The sequence below is a fragment of the Chloroflexota bacterium genome (assembly GCA_018825785.1).
Taxonomy (GTDB): Bacteria; Chloroflexota; Dehalococcoidia; order JACVQG01; family JAHKAY01; genus JAHKAY01.
Genome location: JAHKAY010000038.1, coordinates 1 through 19,913 on the forward strand (window position 1 = coordinate 1; position 19,913 = coordinate 19,913).

15 protein-coding genes are annotated in these 19,913 nt (G+C 58.2%); 13 read left to right on the top strand and 2 right to left on the bottom strand.

The window, feature by feature from the left end; translation table 11 throughout:
* The first annotated feature begins 289 nt into the window (after positions 1-289).
* The 9 genes from KJ624_05755 (at position 290) to KJ624_05795 (ending at position 11,607) form a co-directional block, all read left to right on the top strand.
* Positions 290-1,540, top strand: a complete 1,251-nt coding sequence (locus KJ624_05755) for a GAF domain-containing sensor histidine kinase (protein MBU2009320.1) — start codon at positions 290-292, stop codon at positions 1,538-1,540.
* Complete coding sequence (locus KJ624_05760; GenBank protein ID MBU2009321.1) at positions 1,509-2,162, top strand: response regulator transcription factor; 654 nt, start codon at positions 1,509-1,511, stop codon at positions 2,160-2,162. The genes KJ624_05755 and KJ624_05760 overlap by 32 nt, the downstream gene beginning before the upstream one ends.
* Before the next feature lie 225 nt (positions 2,163-2,387).
* Positions 2,388-3,209: a response regulator gene (locus KJ624_05765; GenBank protein MBU2009322.1), complete on the top strand. Its 822-nt coding sequence runs from the start codon at positions 2,388-2,390 to the stop codon at positions 3,207-3,209.
* Positions 3,210-3,227: 18 nt separating this feature from the next.
* Positions 3,228-5,921 carry a formate dehydrogenase subunit alpha gene (gene fdhF / locus KJ624_05770; protein MBU2009323.1) on the top strand — a complete coding sequence of 898 codons (2,694 nt, stop codon included), beginning with the start codon at positions 3,228-3,230 and terminating at the stop codon, positions 5,919-5,921.
* The gene (gene nuoE / locus KJ624_05775) at positions 5,914-6,399 is read left to right on the top strand and encodes an NADH-quinone oxidoreductase subunit NuoE (protein ID MBU2009324.1); all 486 of its coding nucleotides are present in this window, start codon (positions 5,914-5,916) and stop codon (positions 6,397-6,399) included. Before fdhF ends, nuoE begins: the two co-directional genes overlap by 8 nt.
* Position 6,400: 1 nt before the next feature.
* Positions 6,401-9,463 (top strand): FAD-dependent oxidoreductase, encoded by a 3,063-nt coding sequence (locus KJ624_05780; GenBank protein ID MBU2009325.1) that lies wholly within the window; start codon positions 6,401-6,403, stop codon positions 9,461-9,463.
* Positions 9,464-9,476: 13 nt separating this feature from the next.
* A complete protein-coding gene (locus KJ624_05785) occupies positions 9,477-10,121 on the top strand; it encodes a methylenetetrahydrofolate reductase C-terminal domain-containing protein (GenBank protein ID MBU2009326.1) in 645 nt (214 codons plus the stop codon).
* A gap of 15 nt (positions 10,122-10,136) precedes the next feature.
* A complete protein-coding gene (locus tag KJ624_05790; GenBank protein MBU2009327.1) occupies positions 10,137-11,045 on the top strand; it encodes a methylenetetrahydrofolate reductase in 909 nt (302 codons plus the stop codon).
* A gap of 262 nt (positions 11,046-11,307) precedes the next feature.
* On the top strand, positions 11,308-11,607 hold the full coding sequence (locus KJ624_05795) for a cold shock domain-containing protein (GenBank protein MBU2009328.1): 300 nt from the start codon (positions 11,308-11,310) through the stop codon (positions 11,605-11,607).
* Positions 11,608-11,901: 294 nt separating this feature from the next.
* On the opposite strand, the gene KJ624_05800 is transcribed toward KJ624_05795, so the two are convergent.
* Both KJ624_05800 and KJ624_05805 read right to left on the bottom strand, forming a co-directional pair.
* Positions 11,902-12,099 carry a hypothetical protein gene (locus KJ624_05800; protein ID MBU2009329.1) on the bottom strand — a complete coding sequence of 66 codons (198 nt, stop codon included), beginning with the start codon at positions 12,097-12,099 and terminating at the stop codon, positions 11,902-11,904.
* Between the two features lie 44 nt (positions 12,100-12,143).
* Positions 12,144-12,680, bottom strand: coding sequence for a Hint domain-containing protein (locus KJ624_05805; GenBank protein MBU2009330.1), 537 nt, complete (start codon positions 12,678-12,680; stop codon positions 12,144-12,146).
* A gap of 831 nt (positions 12,681-13,511) precedes the next feature.
* Here KJ624_05805 and KJ624_05810 point away from each other — a divergent pair.
* The 4 genes from KJ624_05810 to KJ624_05825 all read left to right on the top strand — a co-directional run bounded on the left by KJ624_05810 (position 13,512) and on the right by KJ624_05825 (position 19,906).
* Positions 13,512-14,210, top strand: a complete 699-nt coding sequence (locus KJ624_05810) for an ABC transporter ATP-binding protein (GenBank protein MBU2009331.1) — start codon at positions 13,512-13,514, stop codon at positions 14,208-14,210.
* A 45-nt stretch (positions 14,211-14,255) separates the two neighbouring features.
* Positions 14,256-14,573 (top strand): hypothetical protein, encoded by a 318-nt coding sequence (locus KJ624_05815; GenBank protein ID MBU2009332.1) that lies wholly within the window; start codon positions 14,256-14,258, stop codon positions 14,571-14,573.
* Positions 14,574-14,645: 72 nt separating this feature from the next.
* A complete protein-coding gene (locus KJ624_05820; GenBank protein ID MBU2009333.1) occupies positions 14,646-17,612 on the top strand; it encodes an FtsX-like permease family protein in 2,967 nt (988 codons plus the stop codon).
* 485 nt (positions 17,613-18,097) lie between these two features.
* Positions 18,098-19,906, top strand: a complete 1,809-nt coding sequence (locus tag KJ624_05825; GenBank protein ID MBU2009334.1) for a DUF2207 domain-containing protein — start codon at positions 18,098-18,100, stop codon at positions 19,904-19,906.
* Positions 19,907-19,913: the final 7 nt, after the last annotated feature.

Genomic DNA, 19,913 nt, shown 5'->3' on the forward strand with positions numbered 1-19,913 from the left:
CGAGGTACCAGTTCGTCAGGCGTCAGGGAACTCAGCATTGTCACCTGTCTCTCTACTTTGCCGCGCATTCTGGCCTCCAAGAAATCAGATGCCCTGACTCTACCACAATCTGCTTGCCATGTCAGTCAACTCAAGGGAGTTCTTCAGCAGCCTGCTAAACAACCTCCTCCTGAGCGGTTGACAGGAATCCAGACATGGTCTAGGCTTATTCTAATAGAACTTTGGGATTAGCTCGGGTAGCACGGCCCTTTTCTCACCCGACTGATTCCATAGCCTAGTTTGGTGAAACATGCAAGATTCAAAAGGCGAAGCTGACAAAGGGTATCGCAACCTTCTCGCTCTGAGCCGCGTCTCTGCCGCCGTTAGCGGTTTGGGAGACCTGGATGCCATCCTAGAAGTCGCTCTAGATAATGTCCTGAATATCATGAGCGGCTCCATCGGAGGCATCCTGCTCCTGGATGAACAAACTCAGACCCTGTCCTACCGTATCTACCGTGGCCTGTCCGCGAAATATGTGGGGGAGATGCGTCTCAAGCTGGGTGAGGGCATTGCTGGCAGGGTAGCTCAAAACGGCAAGTCTGTCCTGTTGGAGGACATCTCCGTAGACCCCCGGGTGGCCAATCCTGATCTGGTACGTACCGAAGGCCTAAGGGCATTCATCAGCGTTCCCCTCCGGGCAAGGGAGGCAGTTCTAGGCGTGATCAACGTGGCCAGCCATTTGCCGCATCGGTTCACTGAAGACGATATGCACCTCCTCCATTCCATTGGCGACATTGTGGGGGTCGCCATCGAGCAGGCGAAGCTGCAACAAAGGCTAAGGCAGGGAAGGGAAAGATATCGAAAGCTAGCCCGACTGATTCTGATTACCCAGGAGGAGGAGCGAAGGCAAATTGCCCGAGAACTGCACGATGAAACGAGCCAGACGCTTTCGGGCCTGGCGCTGAACTTGCAGGCCTTAGTAGAAATGGCCGACATGTCCGGCCTCCAAAACGAGGAGTTTAAAGCGAAGCTGAAGAAAAGCCACAGCCTGGCGATTCAGATAGCCACCGAGGTAGGCAGGCTGATAAGAAGGCTTCGGCCCACTCTCCTCGATACGCTTGGGCTAGTCCCCGCCATTCGCCAATATGCTGAGAGCAATCTTGGCCCGCTGGGTGTCAAGGTAACCCTAAACGCCAAAGGGAGCATAGACTCTTTGCCTTTGGAGGTGGAGATAGGCATCTTCCGTGTTGCCCAGGAGGCCATCAACAACATCGCCAAGCACTCCCGGGCCCGGAATGTTATTGTATCCCTGGAATGCAAAGCCGACGAACTGTTACTGACCATCAGCGACGATGGACAAGGGTTCGACGTCTCCCAAATCACGGGAATAGAGGAGAGCGGCCGTGGCAGAGGGCTTTTCAGTATAAAGGAAAGATCAGAGCTCCTCGGCGGTACGGGTTCGGTCAAGTCTCAACCTGGTCAAGGGACTACCCTTACCGCAACGATTCCCCTAGTCCGTAGTGAGGCCAATGGAAAAGATAAGAGTGTTGGTAGCAGATGACCATACCCTCATAAGAGACGGGGTCTGTGCGCTGTTGGCCTTTGCCGGGGACATGGAGGTGGTGGGGGTGGCAGCGAACGGCAAGGAAGCCCTAGAAAAGGTTAAGGAGCTGGCCCCAGATGTGGTGCTTATGGATATAGTTATGCCTATCATGGGAGGAGTGGAAGCGACTCGGCGGATACGCAAGGAATCTCCCGGGACTAAGGTGCTAGCTCTAACTCAATACGATATTGGTGAGTATGTATTCCCAGTTATCGCAGCCGGTGCCGCCGGTGCTGTTAGCAAGACAACCGCCTCCTCAGAACTTATCTCCGGTATTCGCTCTGTTCACCGGGGAGATTCCTTCCTATCACCCTCAGTAGCCAGACTCCTGATTGAGGATTATCAGCGGGTGGCTGGAACAAGGAGGAATCACGACCCCTACGAACAGTTGACCGACCGCGAAAGGGAGATACTCAAGCTGCTGGCAGAAGGCCATTCTACTCAAGAAATAGCACGAATGTTGGTAATTAGCCCCAAAACGGTGGACGGTCATAAGACTAGTATTATGGCTAAGCTGGACCTCCATAATCGCGCTGACTTGGTCAGGTATGCACTGCGTAAAGGCATTATCACTGTTTGAAATTAGCGCCTTACCGCTCACTGAGTGATATCCTTCTTCCGTCATTATCTCCTGTGAGAAAGGCTTGCACCACTCTGGAATAGGGCGTTTGGTCAGGAAAATCAGGGTAATATTCCCGCCTGCTCCGAGGTGAACAGCTCTATGCTCTTTATCAAGTATGGCTTACCATTCAACTAGCTAGCTGGGAGAAGTAGTGGAGAATTGGCAGCCAGCAAGGGGGGGGAAATGGAAAAGCGAGGCAAAATCCTGGTTATAGATGATGAGCGCGAATTTATTGCTGAACTGCAAGCAGCTTTGGAAGCCAAGGATTATAAAGTGGTTGCTGCCAGCGATAGCGGGCAAGCCCGGGAAAAGTTGCGCCATGAAAGACCGGACTTGATTGTTTTGGGCACAATAGTGCCTCGGGGAGATGCTTTCCTGCTACACGAGTGGCTGAAGGAGAGGTCAAGCTTCAGTGACTTGCCCCTCATAGTGGTCGATGCCCCTTCAGAAAAGCGGTCCATTAAGGGATGGCGCATGGATGAGGGATTAAGGCTCAAGGCCGAGGATTACATAAGTAAGCCCCTCGTGCCAGCTTCCCTAGCCGCTCGAATTGAGCAAATGCTGGATAAGGCCTTCAAGAAGATCAAAGTGCTGGTGGTAGATGACCATGCCGTGGTCAGGGAAGGGATTCGCGCCTTGCTGAGCCTGCAAAAAGACATAGAAGTGGTGGGCGAAGCGGTTGACGGGCAAGATGCCATTGAGAAGGTGCAGCAGCTTCTGCCCGAGGTGGCAGTCATGGATATAGTCATGCCTGTGATGAGCGGATTGGAAGCAACAAAACGGATAAGCAAGGAATACCCTCAGACGAAGATCCTAATTTTGACCCAATATGACGAGGAAGAGAATATGTTTGTGGCGAAGCAAGTGGGGGCATATGGCTTTATCCCCAAGAGCGCCGCCAGCTCTGATCTTTTGACGGGCATAAGGACTGTAGGCGCAGGGAGATACTTCCCCAAGTCTTTTGCCTATGTGACTGCCAACTGGCCAGAAGGGACGACTCGGTGAGCTTGCTAAGGTGCTGATTTGCAGCCGATAACCATCACCCTTAATGGCCGGGAAGTAAGCGGTCATCCCGGAATGACCATACTGGCACTGGCCCGGGAATCCGGCGTAGATATACCAACCCTATGTTATGACCCTCACCTGGCCCCCTATGGTGCCTGCCGCGTCTGCCTGGTGGAAGATGAACGCACCGGCGCCCTCCTAGCCTCTTGTGTCACCCCCATAGCCCCCGGGATGGCCATCAACACCGCCTCCCCTCGGGTGCTGCAGCGCCGCAAGGCCATCCTTAAACTCATGCTGTCGAGCCATCCCGATTCCTGCCTGGTATGCGACAAGGGCAACCGCTGTGAACTACGCCACATCGCTTCAGATATGGGTATCGGGCTGGTAGACTTCCAGAGAATTCCCTTGCAGGCCACAATCGAAGAGGTCAACCCTTTCATCGAAAGGGATCTAAGCAAGTGTATCCTGTGCGCCAAGTGTATACGAGCGGACCACGAGCTGGTCGTTGAGGGTGCCATCGACTACTTTCGCCGCGGATTTGCCTGTAAGCCCGCGACGCTGAACGACATGCCGCTGGAAAGTTCCGAGTGTACCTTCTGTGGCACCTGTGTGGCCGTCTGTCCCACCGGTGCGCTAAAGGAAAAGGAGAGCCCATACCGGGGGACCACGGCCACGGCGGTCTCCACCATCTGCCCCTTTTGTGGCTGTGGATGCAGTATCTCTCTGGAAGTCAAGGACAATCATATAGTTCGGGCCAGGCCAGGCAAAGAGAGCGCGGTGGGCCGGGGCACGCTTTGTGTAAGGGGTAGCTACGGCTACGATTTCGTGCACAGCCCGGAAAGACTGACCAGTCCCCTGGCCCGGGCAGATGGCGCCTTGCAGAAAATATCCTGGGACAAGGCTCTGGAATTGGTGGCGGCTGCCCTGAAGCGAATAAGGGAAGCTCACGGTCCGGGCAGCCTGGCTGTCCTGGGCTCTTCCAAGCTCACCAACGAGGAAAACTACCTATTGCAGAGATTCGCTCGGGGGCTTCTGGGGACCAACAACATCGACAACGGCAGCCGCTTATACAATTCGTCCAGCCAGGTGGGCCTGGGATGGTCCCTGGGCTCGCCCGGGACCATAGGCTCTCTCGACGACCTCGAAAGGTCTGAGGTGATATTGGTTATCGGGGCCAACCCCATCTCTTCAGCCCCCATCGTCGGATATGCCATAAAGCGGGCCGTCAAATACAGCGGGGCCAGGCTCGTGCTGATAGACCCTCAACAGACTAAGCTTTCATCTTTTGCCCACCTCTGGTTTAGGCCCAAAGTAGGCACCGATGTCTCTCTCCTCAATGGCCTAGCCGGAGTGATAGTGGCTGAGGGCCTTTTCGATGGGGAGTTTGTCACCAGGAGAGCCGACAACTTTGAGGCATTGCGCCAGAATTTGCAGGCCTGCACCCTGGAGCGGGTAGAGGAGACAACCGGGGTTTCCGGTGAAGATGTGCGCCGTGCCGCTAGGCTCCTCGCCGGGGCGAGCCGGGCCTCCTTCGTCTATGGCAATGGCATCGCCCAGCAGGTCACCGGAACGGACAGCGTCAGGGCGCTGGCGAATCTGGCAATGCTGACCGGAAACGTCGGGCGTAAGGGGAGTGGCATCTATGCTCTGCAAAGGGATAGCAACGCACAGGGTGCCTGTGATATGGGGGCCTTGCCCGATTTCCTCCCCGGATACCAGGGCGTAGAAGATGCCCAGGCGAGGAGGAAATTCGAGAGCCGCTGGGGATCCCCCCTGCCAACCCATGCCGGCCTGACCGCGCTGGAGATGATAGAGCACACCAGAGAGAAGAAGATCAAGGGCATGTACATCGTGGGGGAGAATCCGGCCCTCAGCTTTCCTCACCCTGCCTTTGTCAGAGAGGCCCTGGCCTCCCTCGACTTCCTGGTGGTCCAGGATATGTTCCTCACCGAGACGGCGAAGCTGGCAACAGTGGTTCTCCCCGCCGCCAGCTTCGCGGAAAAGGAAGGCACCTTCACCAATTTCGAAGGAAGGACGCAGCGGGTGCGTCAAGTCCTCAAACCCCTCGGCGAAAGCTTGCCAGACGGGGAGATCGTCCTCAGGCTGGCAGACCGGATGGGCTGCCCGATGCGGTATTCGTCTTTGCAGGAGGTCATGGACGAGATTGAGGAGTTAGTGCCCTTGTACCAGGGCATAGGCTATGCAGATTCCGAGACGAAGGGCCAGTACCAGGAGGAGCCGGATAGCGCCTACCCGGTGCCCCGACGCCTCTATAAAGGTCAGTTCCCCAGCGGATTCGGCCGCTTTTCCCCTGTCCAATACACCCCGCGGGAGGAGATGTCCAAAGATGGGTATCCGCTCACCCTGTTGGCAGGAACCATCCTCTACCAGTTCGGCAGCGGCTCCAGAAGCTCCAGGTCCTCGCGGCTGAAGAGATTCCTGCCCGAAGCCTATGTTGAGATCAGCAAAGCTGATGCCCGGCGTCTGGGCATTACCCCTGGCGATGGGGTCAAGATAGTCTCCCCCGTAGGCCAAATTACCGCCAAGGCCAGAGTTACAGACACGCTCCCTGAAGGGATGCTTTTCATGCCGGCAGGGTTCCCGGCCAGCCCTACTAGCGAGCTATTTGGCCTCGCGCTAGACCCCCGGTCAAAGACACCCTCCCTCAAAGCCTGTGCGGTCAGGCTGGAAAGGATTGGCTCCGATGGATGAAAGGAAGGCTCCTACGCCGGACATGGGGCGGGTAGACCAGATTATGTCTCGCTATCAAGACCAGGCCTGGCCCCTGATTCCGATTCTCCAGAAGATTCAAGAGGAGTTCGGCTATATCCCTCAGCAGGCAGTCCCATCCCTGGCCCGACATCTGGGTTTGTCCCCTGCCCAGGTGCAGGGGGTCATCACCTTCTATACGCAGCTCTACACCAGCCCTCGAGGGAAAAGGGTAGTTCGAGTGTGTCGCGGGACTGCCTGCCATGTGCGGGGGGGAAAGACCATCCTGAAACTGGTGAAGGAGCATCTCGGCATCGAGGAGGGCCAAACGACCCCGGACTATGAATACACGCTGGAGACCGTGGCCTGCATAGGCGTTTGTGCCCTGGCGCCGAACCTAGTCGTGGGGGACAAAACCTACGGGCACATGAATCCCAAGAAAGTAGCCCAAGTCTTTGGCGGCAAGAAGGGTGAACGATAGCATGGGGAACCACCGCACCATTTACGTCTGTCAGGGTACCGGGTGCGTCTCGGGCAGGTCTGATGCGGTCTTCGAGGCCCTCAAGATGGAGGTGGCGCGTCAGGGGCTTAGGGACACCCGGGTAGATTTCACTGGCTGCCACGGTTTTTGCGAGCAGGGCCCCAATGTAGTGATCGAACCCGATGGCATCTTCTATACCCATGTGGAGGAGGGGGATGCCGCCGGGATCGTAGCCTCCCACCTTAGAGAAGGCAAGCCAGTAGAGCGCCTCTTCTACCATGACCCGGTGACGGGGGAAGCCATTCCGCACTATGCCCACATTAACTTCTACAAGAGACAGCAGCGCCTCATCCTGCGCCATTGCGGCCACATCAACCCGGAGAAGATCGACGACTACATTGCCAGTGGCGGCTACCGGGCCCTCAGGAAGGCCCTTCTGGAGATGACATCCCAGGAGGTCATTGATGAGGTCACCAAGTCTGGGCTCCGGGGTCGGGGAGGCGCAGGCTTCCCCACCGGGCGTAAGTGGCAGTTCTGCCGCAGTGCCCCTGGCTCCCCAAAACACGTCATTTGCAACGCCGACGAAGGCGACCCTGGAGCCTTTATGGACCGCTCTATCCTGGAGGCTGACCCCCACGCGGTAATAGAAGGGCTAATCATCGCCGGTTACGCCGTTGGGGCTAATACAGGCTACGTGTATGTCCGCGCGGAGTATCCCCTGGCCGTGAAGCGATTCCGTATCGCTTTGGAGCAAGCACGGGAGAGGGGATTCTTGGGGCAGAATATCCTTGGCTCCGACTTTCACTTCATGGTTCACATCCGGGAGGGAGCCGGGGCCTTTGTCTGTGGCGAGGAGACGGCCTTAATTGCGTCTATCGAAAGCCGGCGGGGGATGCCCCGCCCCCGTCCCCCCTTCCCCGCCCAGTCGGGTTTGGACGGGAAGCCCACCATCATCAATAACGTGAAGACACTAGCCTCTGTCCCCATTGTCATCGACCGGGGCGCGGACTGGTTCGCCAGCATAGGCACCGAGAAGAGCAAGGGGACGGCCGTATTCGCTCTGACGGGAAAGATTGCCAACAGCGGCCTGGTGGAAGTGCCTATGGGCACTTCCTTGGCCACTATTGTCTTCGATCTCGGAGGTGGCATCCCGCGCGGCAAGCAGTTCAAAGCAGTGCAGACCGGCGGCCCTTCCGGCGGATGCATTCCCGTCCAGTTTCTGGATGTCCCCGTGGAATATGAGTCCCTGGCTAAGCTGGGGTCCATCATGGGCTCTGGAGGCATGGTGATCCTGGATGAAAGCACCTGCATGGTGGAGATAGCTCGATATTTCCTGAGCTTCACCCAGGCGGAGTCTTGCGGGAAATGTGCGCCTTGCCGCCTTGGAACTAGGCAGATGCTGGATATCCTGACCCGAATCACCAAGGGGAAAGGGCGGGATGAGGACCTGGATACCTTGCGCACCATAGCTACCGTGGTCAAGGAGTGTTCACTGTGCGGACTGGGACAGACCTGCCCCAACCCGGTGCTCTCCACCCTCAACTATTTCCGAGAAGAGTACGAGGCTCATATCAAAGAAAAAAGATGCCCGGCGGCGGTCTGCGATGCTCTGATGATTTCCCCCTGTCAGCATACTTGTCCTGTAGGGATCAACGTCCCCAAGTATGTGGCCCACATCGCTGCTGGCGAATACCTTGAGGCTATCGAGACCATCAGAGAGCGTAATCCCTTCCCCGCCGTTTGCGGCCGTATCTGTCATCACCCCTGTGAGCGCCGGTGCCGGCGCGGGGAACTGGATGACCCCGTAGCCATCAGGTCGCTCAAGCGCTTTGCCGCTGATTGGTATTTTGACCACGTGGCCGAATTGCCCGACCCCAAACCTTTTCCTCGAACGAAGGGTCAGAAAGTGGCCGTGGTTGGGGCCGGGCCTACCGGGCTCGCCGGCGCCTACTACCTGGCGCAGATGGGCTACGCGGTTACCGCGTTCGAGGCCCTCCCCGTGGGTGGGGGGATGCTTTCGGTAGCCATACCCGAGTTCCGCCTGCCCCGAGATGTAATTCAAAAGGAGATCGATCATATCGCCAAGCGGGGGGTGGAGATCAGGTACAACACGCCCATCAACGTGAATTTCACCGTGGATGACCTTAAGAAACAGGGCTTTGAAGCTGTCTTTATAGCCTGTGGGGCGCAGAGGAGCCAGCGCATAGGTATCCCGGGCGAACTGGAGGATATCAGAGGCTTCTACTACGGGCTGAGGTTCCTGAGAGATGTGAGGATCGGCAAAGAGGTGCCAGTGGGGCGCCGGGTGGGCGTCATCGGCGGTGGCAATGTGGCCCTGGACGCTGCGCGCACCAGCCTCCGCATTGGTGCCGAAGAAGTGAACATATACTACCGGCGGTCGCGGAACGAGATGCCGGTGACGGAGGTCGAGTATGATGAGGCTGTGGCAGAGGGCATCCGAGTCAATTTCCTGGTGAGCCCTACCCGCATAGTCAGTGACAACTGGAAGGCCACCGGGCTGCAGTGTATCCGCATGAGGTTGGGCGAACCGGATGAGCGCGGGCGGCGGCGGCCCATACCGATTCCCGGTTCCGAGTCCTTCGTTGAGGCCGACACAGTCATCGCCGCAGTAGGCCAGGCCCCTGACCTTTCCTTTCTCCCTCCCGAGAGCGCCCTGGAACGCACCCGGCTGGAGACCCTGGTCATTAGCAGCAATACTCTGGCGACGAATCTCCCCGGGATCTTCGCTGGAGGAGACTTCGCTACCGGGCCGGGGATGGTCATAGATGCTATTGCTGCCGGCAGAAGAGCGGCTATCGCCATAGACAAATACCTTAAGAGCGACGCCTCCCGGGTCGAGATGTATGACCTGAGGGCTGGGGGCGCGGGAGAAGTGACGCCCGGAGTAGAAGAGGAGACCTGGGAAGCAAAGCCCAGGCTGGAAATGCCGCTGCTTCCGGCTCCGGAGAGGAAGACTAGCTTCAAAGAGATAGAGATGGGCTTTTCGGAAGAGCAGGCAAGGCAAGAGGCTCAGCGATGTTTGCGATGTGACCTGGAAACATGACGGGAGGGAGACCATGAAGTCTATTACCAGGCAAAAGCCTTTTGAAGAGATCGGACAGCAACTGGAGGGTTTCCCCAGAGCTTTCCTCGTGGGCTGCGGCACCTGCACCACCATGACCAAGACTGGGGGAAGAGAAGAGGTGCTGGCTATGAAAGACCGCCTGCAAGGCGCGGGCAAAACGGTCACCGGCTGGACGATTATCCCCACAGCTTGCGACGAGATGACGGAGGTGGCCCTAAAGGAAAACGATACCTCTGTTCAGCCGGCGAACTGCATCCTGGTGATGGCCTGCGCTTTGGGAGTCCACCGGGTTTGTCTGTATGTCAACAAGCCGGTCCTTCCGGCGCTAGACACCCTATTCATAGGCATGGAAGACACGCCGGGCAGTTTTCGTGAGGTTTGCGCCCAGTGCGGCTGCTGCGTCTTGGGCGAGACCGCCGGCATCTGTCCTATTACCGCATGCCACAAGCACCTGCTAAACGGGCCCTGTGGTGGCACAAACAACGGTATGTGTGAAGTTGACAAAGAAAAGGATTGTGCTTGGACTCTCATCTATCAGCGCTTGAAAGAGCAGGGACGGCTGGATTTGATGCGGAAGTACCATCCCACCAAGAATTACCAGGTGGTGCCTAGGCCACGAATGGCCAGGGTCCAGTGAACAAGGAGAAAGAACATGCCGCAGAGCTTTAAGGAAGCAATCAGATCAGACAAATTCGTGGTGACCAGCGAGGTCGCCCCGCCAAAAGGGACGAATATCGAGAAGATGTGTCACCATATCGACCTCCTCAAGGATAAGGTGGATGCCATCAACGTCACCGATCACCAGAGCTCGGTAATGCGCTTTCCGTCCCTTGGCGGCTGCCTTTGCGTAAAGGAGAGGGATGGCGAACCCATACTCCAGATGACCTGCCGCGACCGCAACCAACTGGCCCTTCAAGCCGACCTTCTCCTGGCCTATGTCCGCGGTATTAGGAATGTCCTCTGCCTTACCGGCGATTCCATCGTGGTGGGCGACCACAAGCAGGCCGCTGACGTCTTCGCCCTGGATTCGGTGCAACTGTTGCACGCCATCCGGCAACTGGAGTCGGGAAAAGACCTGGGGGGAAACGACCTGGATGGGACGGTGCAGTTCTGCGTCGGAGCCATAGTAACCCCTGAGGCACGGCCCATCGAACCCCAGCTTATCAAGTTTGAAAAGAAGGTTGAGGCTGGCGCTGAATTCTTCCAGACGCAGGCGGTCTACGACTTGGACAATTTCCGCCGGTTCATGGAGTATGCCCGCAAATTCCCGGTGAAGGTGCTGGCGGGGATAGTCTTGCTTTCCTCGGCCAGGATGGCGAAGTACATGACCGAGAATGTCCCCGGCATTTTCGTCCCCCAACGCTTGATCGACGAACTAGCCAGCGCCCCCAAAGGCCAGGCCCTCAATAAAGGAATCGAGATCGCCGGCCGGATGATCGCTACCCTGAAGAAGGAGACGATCTGCGACGGAGTCCACATCATGGCTATAGGCCGGGAGGAAGTAGTCCCGGATATCCTGGCCGCCGCTGGGCTATCTCCCCAGACGATAACTCCGTCTTGAATCTAATCATACTCTATTATGAATATGGACTTGGTCGTCGATCTCACTCAGCCGAGAACCAGCAACGCCCTACCTCTACTAGAACTCCGCTACCGCCGGCTATCAGAAGCTTCATTTGGCTCCAGGTCGCAGGGCCGATGGCTGAAACATTAGCGAGTTGTTGCCCGGTACGTCGGCTAAACAACAGTCAGTTTCGTTCTGTTCTCGTTGACCCCCACACGCGTGGGGACGATTGGGGGAATTCCCCGACACACAAGAATATATGGTGTCCACCCCACACGCGTGGAATTGTGATATCATAAGCGCAGCCAAGCCGATTTGGAGAGGGCGAAGGAGGTGTCATACGGCTAAGGGCACAATCAGACGGCTAGTGGCAGACCGCGGCTTTGGGTTTATCAAGCCAGAAGTGGGACAAGACCTCTTCTTCCACCGCAGCCAGCTTGAAGGGGTGGACTTTGGTTCCCTCAGAGAAGAGCAAGAGGTAGAATTTGAGGTTGGAAAGGACCCTAATGATCGTCCCCGGGCGCTGAGGGTGAGGCTGGCTCCACCGAAGGGGGAATAGCGCTAAGCCCAGCCAAGCGGATTTGGAGACGGCAAAGAATAGCCTCAGGGGTCAATCGGTTGTATGGGCCTGGTAGTATCGTCATGTGACAGAGTGGCTGGATGGCATACAGCCAAGAGTCCGAATCCCTGCTATCCGCTTCAACTCTGCCGCTGTTTCCAGAGCGGGCCGGTAACTGAAGCCTATGCCGGCATGGTATTCATGGACCCCAAGTCGGTAGCCAGTCTCACCCCTTGCTCTGGCACTTCAAAGGTTAGGCAACGGCGCATACGCAGGTGTTCTCTGCAAAGGGCTCTATACTATGTTCGGCCCACTGCTGTGATAAAAAAGGGATTCCATACGGAGGTCTTCTCCCTCAACACGCACCCTCTGCCCCACGGACAGGAAGAACTCATCGTCCAGACGGACGCCGACCTCGCTCTGGCCGGGGCTGCAGGAGGCGAGCCAAGCCATCATCAGCAGGACGGGCGTTACAGCCACCCACAACTTCATAGCTGCTCTTATCCAGGCAGGGCCCTTGACCCATTCCCCCGGCACTAGTTGCCTGCCAGGGTGCTTCTGAGCAGGACCCCGTTCGCCCAGTAGAGACCGGTGGAACCGGAGGGCAAGAGGTCGTAGGTCTCAACCCAGTCGTAAGGCACATACTCCATCGCCACCACCAGCGCCCTATCCAGCATGTCACCCACCTGGAAATCGCCCAGGGTCCGTCCCTCAGCCGTGGGGTGGCCCGGCGAGGCCGTCAGTGTGCGGCCGTCGTTCAGCCTCAACCTCACTACGCGGAAGGACCCGGGCACCGGGGTCACCCCGGTCTCGAGCACCACCGCCGGGGTCCGCTCCATTGCCCCGTCACGCGTCCACACAGACATCCCCGGCCGCAACTGCTCCACCGGCACCGGACCGCTGGGCGTATCTATAAGAGTACCCCTTGCCAGGCAAATGGGATAGGTGTTAAAGCTGGGTTCTCTTCTAATTACGGTTATCTGGCCCGAGGGCGTGGTGGTTCCCTCGATACGCCACCCCTGCCCCTCTCCGATCCTGAGGGTGAAGCTGTATACGCCTCCCGAAGCGGTCATCTGCACCCCTAAGCTGAGTTTCTTGTGCTCGCGGTAGATACGGACCTTCTCCTCAAGAGTGTACTCAGCCTTGCTGGGCAGGCCAAGGCGTTGCAGAATCGCCTCAAATTCGGCGCTATCTGCCCTGATGGTAGAAGACTGTTCCTGGGCACTTCTCTCTTCTTGCCCCTCTCGTGGCACCGGCCAGAAGTCGGGGTCCACATAGAATACCTCTCCAAAGTTGTCGATGAGGCGGTATTTCAGCTCGGGCACCGAGTATGTGACTTGGGGGGTTGGAGCAGACGTAGGAGCAGGAGTAGCAGTGGGTGTCCCTGTCCCCACCGGAGTTGTAGTGGGGGCAGGCGTTCCAGTGGGTGTTGGAGTCCAGGTTGGGATGGGAGTAGCAACGGGCGTCGGCGCTGGCTGGGTGCATCCCAATGGAATGAGGACAAGAACTGCGAGCAGCATCAACCATTTCACCGCCCCTTTCATCACCTCCACCTCGTGTCGGTTCATTTTACCGTTTCGCGCGTGACCACCGCAACATCGTGCCGGACGGCACAATTCTGTAATCGGGATGCCGTGCCCTATGGCAATCTCCCGTATGGCAGCCCTTCACCAGCACACAGTCTTGAAGCGCCGGGTGACTTGGGGCGGTTGTCCTGGCTTTGGGCTGGTCAGAACTCCAGCCCTTGGGGCCCACTCCAAGGCGTGCGTCCGTAGCCGCTCAAGAGAGAGTCGAACTGTCCCTGAATACATATCTGGAGGTGTGGGTGGTTCAGAGCTGGCTCTTGACAGCGAATAGGGGACTCACTATGATGCCAGCGAATGCTGGGCCGGGAGGGAAGGTTTATGGAAGAGCCTATTATCAAAGCGACTGGCGTTCAAAAGGTCTACGACACCGGCAAAGTGAAGGTGCATGCCCTCCGTGGTGTGGACCTGAGCGTCCAGCGGGGCGAGATGGTGGCAGTAATGGGGGCTTCGGGGTGTGGCAAGACAACGCTACTCAATGTGTTGTCAGGGCTAGATGACCTCAGCGAAGGCACGGTGGTCATTGATGGCCCTCCCATTCACCAGATGTCTGATGCCAGGCGCACCCGCTATCGGGCCGAGAAGATGGGCTTTGTGTTCCAGGCCTTCAACCTGTTGCCGGTCCTCAGCGCGGTTGAAAACGTGGAACTCCCTCTGCTTGTGGCTGGGGTGAAGGCGGGAGAGGCCCGGCGGCGTGCCCAGGAGGCCCTGGCAATGGTGGGCCTGGCCGGGCAGTCCAGCCAGCGCCCTGCGGAGCTGTCAGGAGGCCAGCAGCAGCGGGTGACCATTGCGCGTGCCCTGGTGAATGAGCCGGCCATCGTATGGGCCGACGAGCCCACGGGGAACCTGGACAGCGAGACCTCTTATGAGGTGATGAACCTGCTGTGCCGGCTCAACAAGGAGAAGTCCCAGACCTTCATTGTTGTCACCCATGACCTGGCCGTCGGCCGCAGGGCGGACCGGATCCTCCGGATGGCCGATGGGATGATAGTGGAGGAGCTTTTCCCAGGTGGCGGGTAGTACCCTTCCCTATCCGGAAGAAACAAGCAACTATGGAGGCGAGATATGTTTGCAAGGGTGACGCAGTTCGAGATCGACACGATGAGAATCAGCCTTGACAGCGCACTGGAGCGCTTCAGGCAACTGGTGATTCCAGCGGCGAAAAGGCAGGAGGGGTACGAGGGCCTGTACGTACTCCGCACGCCCGAAGGCAAGGGCCTCATCATGAGCCTGTGGGCGAGCGAGGAGGCGGCGAAGGTTGGCCTGGAGAGCGGATACTACGACGAGCAGGTCGCCAAGTTTATCTCGTTCTTTCGCGCACCGCCCGGGCGCGGCCACTACGAGGTTGTCTTCGCCGAGGCCCCTAGTACTGGAAGGGTGTAGTCTTCGGCTCTTGGACCACTCGTTCAACCTGACGATACAACACAGGCGGGCTGGAAGCCGCAGGAGGCGATAGTGGAGAAGCTGTTTGGCATACCTATAGGCCAGCTCACGGTCATCCTCTTGGCTATCTTCGGGGTGGGCGTTGCAGTGACCGGCCTGGTCGCCATGCGCAACCGGGTCGTCTTCAAAATGGCGGTGCGCAATATCCCACGGCGCCGGGCGCAAACGGCCCTCATCGTGCTGGGCCTGATGCTGGCCACCCTTCTCTTTTCCGCCTCCTTCGCCACCGGCGATACCCTGACCCACTCCATCCGATCTCAGGCTGTGAGCCGTCTGGGAGAAGTGGACGTGGTAGTGAGAGCAGAGGCGGCGGATGCGTCCGGCCGCCCTGTATACTTCGAGGAGGCCTACTTTCAGCAGGTGCGGGAGCGCCTTGCCGGTGTGGCGAATGTGGAGGGTGTAGCACCTTTGCTCCAGGAGCGTGCACCCGTGGTGGCGCCGGGCAGCCGGCTGAGCGAGGCCCAGGTCGACATCCTGGGCGTGGCCGGGGAGTGGATGACGAGCTTTGACCGCCTCGTGAATACTACGGGAGAGCCTCTTTCCTTGGATGCCCTGAGCGGCAGTCAGGCATACATGAGCAGCGAGCTTTCCCGGAAGCTAGACGTTGGCCAGGGGGACACAGTTCAGGTGTTCCTGGGACGACAGCCGACCAGTCTGGAGGTGGCCGCAGTCTACGAGAAGGGAGCCAATCCGGCTGGGGAGCTTTCCATGGTGATGCCCCTTGCAGGGCTCCAAGAACTGACGGGGAACGCAGGCAGGGTGAACTCCGTTCTTGTCACGAACCGGGGAGGCTCCATCGGGGGTGCTGAGCACACCGACGCGGTCATATCCGGCCTTGAGCCTGCGCTGGACGGGACAGGGCTTGAGGCCGTACCGGTGAAGAGAGACGCCCTGGAGCAGGCCGACGAGCTGGGGAGCATATTCTCCAGCATCTTCCTGTTGTTCGGGCAGTTCTCCATTGCGGCGGGCATCTTGCTCATCTTCCTCATCTTCGTAATGCTGGCCGCGGAGCGGAAGCGGGAGCTTGGCATTGCGCGGGCCGTGGGGATGCAGCGCGGCCACGTCATACGCATGTTTGCCTTTGAGGGAGCCGTCTACGCGCTCATGGCTGCCGCTGTGGGCAGTCTCCTCGGCGTGGTGGTCGGGTGGGGGATGGTTCGTATCATGACCGTCGCCTTTGGCCAGGTGGACTTGGAGCTGACCTACGCCTTCAGTTGGCGCAGCGTGGTCATGGCCTATACCCTTGGGATGGCCTTCACCTTTGCCGTGGTCTTGGTCTCCTCCTGGCGAATCAGCCGACTGAACATCGTGAGGGCCATCCGGGACATCCCCGAACCTCGTACAAGTCGCAAGACTATCAGGGGACTGGTTCTGACTGCCTTGCTTCCTATCATAGGACTTCTCTTGACATTCTCTGGCCTCCAGAGCGAGCAGGCGTTTGCCTGGATGCTCGGGACATCCTTCGTCATTATTGGTTTGCCCCTGCTGGCCCGGCGCTTCGGGTTGCCGGACAGGGCCGCTTTCACCGTGGCAGGGTTGGGCCTGGTGGTCTGGTGGCTTCTTCCATCAAGTGTTTTCGAGGGAATCCTGCCGCAGATGCAAATGGGCATTGAGATGTTCTTCCTCAGCGGAATCATGATTGTGCTGGGAGCGGTGTGGGCCGTCATCTACAACTCGGACGTACTGCTGACAGCCGTGGTGCTCCTCTTCGGACGCATCAGGAGCCTGCCGCCGATACTGAAGACTGCAGTCTCCTACCCTATGCATAGCCGGTTCCGGACGGGAGTGACCCTGGCAATGTTCTCTCTGGTGGTGTTCACCCTGGTTGTGATGTCTTTCATACTCCACGCAACGGCAGCTGTGTTTGAAGACACGGAGGGGCTGTCAGGCGGGTTCCAGATACGGGCCACCACCAGCTACGCCAACCCCATCCAAGACATCCAGGGCGACCTTGGCAGGACCGACGGTGTGAGCGCGAATGACATCCAGACCATTGGCAGCTTCACCGGCGCCATGGTAGAGGTGAAGCAGGAGGGGACTGGCCAGGAGCCCGAGGATCTTCTCATCCAGGGAGTTGACGCAGGCTACACAGACAACGTTACCTACGGGTTTGCGATGACCGCTCAGGGGTATGACTCGCCGCGAAAGGTGTGGCAGGCTCTCCAGGACGAGCCTGGGACGGCCGTCATCCCTTCCTATCTGGTGCCGTCCAGAACCAGCTACAACGTGGGGGGGGCCGCACCGCCCCTCCGCCTGGAGGGTTTCTGGCTGGAGGACAAAGTGCTCCCTGACGTCTACATTAAGGCGCTCGACATCCGTACAGGCACGGAGCAGAGGCTACGAGTCATCGGGGTGCTGGAACAGACCGCCATCTATGCACCGGGAGTGCTCACATCCCAGCAGACGGTGAACACCTTGCTCGGCCAGAGCGTGCCGCCCCAGGCCTACATGTTCCGGCTCACGGAGGGCGCGGACGCTGGGGCCGTCGCGAAGGCGCTGGAGGCCACATTCCTGGAGCACGGTGTGCAGGCGGAGGTGATGGCAGAGGAGATACGGAAGAATGCCAGCACAAACCTGATGATTAACAACCTGCTCCAGGGCTTCATGGGTCTGGGCCTGGTGGTGGGCATTGCCGCCCTGGGGGTCATCGCTGCTCGCTCCGTGGTGGAGCGGCGGCAGCAGATCGGCATACTACGAGCACTGGGTTTCCAGAAGGGAATGGTACAGCTTTCTTTCCTGCTGGAATCCTCCTTCGTAGCGCTGCTTGGCATCCTTCTAGGCGTTGCTCTGGGCATTGGCGTGTCGGCTCAGGTCATCGACGGGATGGCAGAGAGCTTCGCCGGTCTCAGATATGAGGTCCCGTGGTTCAACATCATCACAGTGGTCATTGTCGCCTATGGCGCTTCACTTCTGACAACCTATCTGCCGGCTCGGCAGGCATCCCGGGTATATCCTGCTGAGGCGCTGAGGTTTGAATAGACGCCGCTGCCATCCAGCCCGCGGGAGCGCGGTGGGTCAGCAATGGCGTCCATTGCTGCAGGTCAATGACTCTCGTCTCCTTTTCGTGTGACAATAGGCATCTTGGCCGTGCCCCACTGGGCGATAGCGTTGTATAATGGCGGTGGCGGGATGGCGGAACGTCGGCTACGACTTTGGCGATAGAGGTCATCTGGGACCCCGCCAATGAAGAATACGAGGAAATCACCGAATGGCTCGGCGGAGAATTCGACCCAGAACGATTTAACGTCGCACACATCAATGAAGCGTCGAAAACCATAAAGTGAAAACTGGCTGAGCAGTCCGGGCAAAGAATGGTTGAGACTTCAACTCGGGAGGCCGCCGCACAGGGATCGCGCAACCGTTCGTCAGATTGTGGTTAGCGTTGACACTACACATGTGGAGTAGCATAATCTGGCACTGAAGAGTAGTCCCATGGAGGAAGACTGATGGCTCATAGGAGGCGATTGCCTATAGCCATTCTGGTTATGGCTCCTCTGCTGCTGTCCATATCGTATCATGTGGTGCAGGCTGACCAGACAGAGTATTCCTACGATGCCATCATCGTTGACATCGATATTCTACCCAATTCAGAAATGGAGATTACGGAGACACAGCGCTTGAACTACGCGTCAGGTACCTACCATTACGCCTACCGCTGGATACCGCTGGATAGGGTCGAGAGCATAGACGATGTTCAAGTCTGGGAAGAGGGGCATCAGTATCCGGCCAACCCGGCAGTGAGGGAATGGATAGAGGAGCGAAGAGAGACCGGCGGTGCCCCGGGTGGCGACGCCCGTGCTTTCTCTACCTGGGTTGAGAGCAATAGACTTCATGTTGGCTGGTGGTTCCCTGAAACCGTGAACATGATTCGGACCTTCTACGTCAAGTATACGGTACGCGGTGGGCTTCGCTTTGATGAAAGGGGTGACCAGCTTTACTGGAAAGCCGTCTTTGGGGACCGGGATGTGCCGGTTGGCCAGGCCACGGTAGAGGTTCACTTCCCCGGACCATTGCCTCGTGAGCAGGTCCAACTCATCAGCTACGGAGCCCCCGCACGAAGTCGTTTTGTTGATGCAAGTAATGTCGAGTTTGCAGCGGCAAACCTGGCCCCGAAAGAGGAACTGGAAATAAGAATCCTCTTCCCTCACGGGATAGTTAGCGGCACACCGCCTGCGTGGCAGGCCGGTGTGGAACGGCTCGAAGCTTATGACCTCGATGTCAAGCCGTGGGTGAATCTCGGCTTACTCGTGCTCGCCCTGGCAGTAATCCCCTTTGTCGGATTTCTCTGGCTGCGGCGGAGACTAGCTACATCCGGTGCCAAGCCTGACCTCGCTACTACCCCTCATATTTTGCTTTCTCCTCCCAGCGAACTGCCACCCGCCCTTGTCGCCCTGCTTGTGTCCCGGCACACTAGCCCTGCGGCATTGCCGGCGACCATTTTTGACCTGGCCAGAAGGGGCACCATCGAGATTGAAGAGATGAAAGAGAAACACCGTTTCGGCACCAGGGAAGACCTTATCATCAGAAAGCTGAAGGACGATGAGAGGTTTTCTTTTGAGCGTCTTGTCTCCCAGGCCGTCAGCAGCCCTGAAGGAGAACGGCTATCCAGCAGAAGAAGCTCCCTATCTTCCCTGCCCAAGGACTTCAACAGGAGCGCCGAAGAGGAAGCCGTCAGACAGGGATTCTTCGCCGAAGAGCCTTCCAGGTCAATGAAGCGCCTGTATGTCCCCGGAATAGTGCTGGTCTCTGGCGCTGTGGTGATAGGGCTGGCGGTGAGCCTGCTCGCATACCGGTTCGCTGAGTTCATCTTTGCGCCCTTTCTTGCGCTGTCTGTCCTGGGTCTTGTGGCTATATGTCTGGCTCCAAGATTGCCCCAGATGACCGAGCATGGAGCCAGGGAAGCCGCCCCCTGGACAGCTTTCCGCAAATACCTCCAGAATGTGGCCAAAGACCGAAAACTGGCGGCAACAACCATCGCTGTCTGGGATAGCTATCTCCCGTATGCGGTATTGTTTGGACTGGGTCATCGGTGGGTGAAGCAATTCAGCGAACTCGATGCTTCAGCCCCCACCTGGTTCTATGCGTGGTCACCCTCCGGGCAGCAGATTTCAGCGGCATCCGGTCATCCCTCCCTTGGTTCTATAGCTGACGCGTTCAGCAGCATGACCAGCACCATCCATAGCACTTTCACCGGCGGCGGTTCAGGTGCGGGTGGAGGCGGCGGCGGTGGTGGAGGCGGGGGAGGTGGGGGCGGGGGGGGCGGTTCAGGCTAGAGACGCA

Bases quoted from the DNA above. Each gene is read 5' to 3' on its own strand.
- KJ624_05795 (MBU2009328.1), top strand. From the start codon at position 11,308: ATGGTGTCCACCCCACACGCGTGGAATTGTGATATCATAAGCGCAGCC.
- KJ624_05755 (MBU2009320.1), top strand. From the start codon at position 290: ATGCAAGATTCAAAAGGCGAAGCTGACAAAGGGTATCGCAACCTTCTC.
- KJ624_05805 (MBU2009330.1), bottom strand. From the start codon at position 12,680: ATGACCGCTTCGGGAGGCGTATACAGCTTCACCCTCAGGATCGGAGAG.
- KJ624_05790 (MBU2009327.1), top strand. From the start codon at position 10,137: ATGCCGCAGAGCTTTAAGGAAGCAATCAGATCAGACAAATTCGTGGTG.
- KJ624_05815 (MBU2009332.1), top strand. From the start codon at position 14,256: ATGTTTGCAAGGGTGACGCAGTTCGAGATCGACACGATGAGAATCAGC.
- nuoE (MBU2009324.1), top strand. From the start codon at position 5,914: ATGGATGAAAGGAAGGCTCCTACGCCGGACATGGGGCGGGTAGACCAG.
- KJ624_05760 (MBU2009321.1), top strand. From the start codon at position 1,509: ATGGAAAAGATAAGAGTGTTGGTAGCAGATGACCATACCCTCATAAGA.
- KJ624_05765 (MBU2009322.1), top strand. From the start codon at position 2,388: ATGGAAAAGCGAGGCAAAATCCTGGTTATAGATGATGAGCGCGAATTT.
- KJ624_05810 (MBU2009331.1), top strand. From the start codon at position 13,512: ATGGAAGAGCCTATTATCAAAGCGACTGGCGTTCAAAAGGTCTACGAC.
- KJ624_05800 (MBU2009329.1), bottom strand. From the start codon at position 12,099: ATGAAGTTGTGGGTGGCTGTAACGCCCGTCCTGCTGATGATGGCTTGG.
- KJ624_05785 (MBU2009326.1), top strand. From the start codon at position 9,477: ATGAAGTCTATTACCAGGCAAAAGCCTTTTGAAGAGATCGGACAGCAA.
- KJ624_05780 (MBU2009325.1), top strand. From the start codon at position 6,401: ATGGGGAACCACCGCACCATTTACGTCTGTCAGGGTACCGGGTGCGTC.